At 62.5% G+C, this 877-nt stretch carries 1 protein-coding gene; it reads left to right on the top strand.

The window, feature by feature from the left end; all coding sequences use genetic code 11:
• Positions 1-17: 17 nt before the first annotated feature.
• Positions 18-877: porin (locus EOC94_RS33370; RefSeq protein ID WP_148128458.1), on the top strand; the 860-nt coding region annotated here is incomplete at its 3' end.

Raw genomic sequence — 877 nt, 5'->3', positions numbered from 1 at the left:
TGACTGGAGGTCAGAAAATGAACATCAAGAGCCTTCTTCTCGGCTCCGCTGCGGCGCTGGTCGCAGTTTCCGGTGCGCGCGCCGCCGACGCCGTCGTCGTCGCCGAGCCGGAACCCGCTGAATACGTCCGCATCTGCGACGTCTACGGCGCTGGCTACTTCTACATCCCCGGCACCGAAACCTGCCTGCGCATCGGCGGCTATGTCCGCTACGACATCGGCGTCGGCGACGTCGGCACCTTCACCGGTGCGACGAACTGGGACAAAGAGGACGGCGGCGAGAACGACACCTATTGGAAGCGCGCTCGCTTCACGCTGAAGACCTGGACCGGCCAGGAAACCGAGCTCGGCACCTTGAAGACCTACACCGAGACCCGCTTCAACTTCGGCAATCGCCAAGGCCGCGCCGCCAGTTACGTCGACGATGATGGGTACACGGTCCTCGTCCCCAACAACGCTGGCAACAGCAGCGTTTCGCTGAACTTCGCCTGGATCCAGCTCGGTGGCCTCCGCGTCGGTAAGGACGAATCGGCTTTCGATACGTTCATCGGCTACGCCGGCAACGTCATCCAGGATACGCTGGTTCCTTACGGCGGCTTCGACACCAACGTCGTCCAGTACTACTTCGACGCCGGCAACGGCTTCTCCGCCGTCGTCTCGCTCGAAGAAGGCTATGGCGACTTCACGATCGACAGCTATGTTCCGCACGTCGTCGGCGGTGTGAAGTGGACGCAGGGCTGGGGCGCGATCACCGGCGTCGTCGCCTACGACAGCAACTATGAAGAAGTGGCCGGCAAGGTTCGCCTCGACATCACGCCGATGGAGAACCTGTCGCTGTTCATCATGGCCGGCTACGGCACCGACGACAACTACACGGA

The organism is Mesorhizobium sp. M6A.T.Ce.TU.016.01.1.1, from assembly GCF_003997065.1.
Lineage (GTDB): Bacteria > Pseudomonadota > Alphaproteobacteria > Rhizobiales > Rhizobiaceae > Mesorhizobium > Mesorhizobium mediterraneum.
This window is presented reverse-complemented; position numbering and strand designations above follow the sequence as displayed.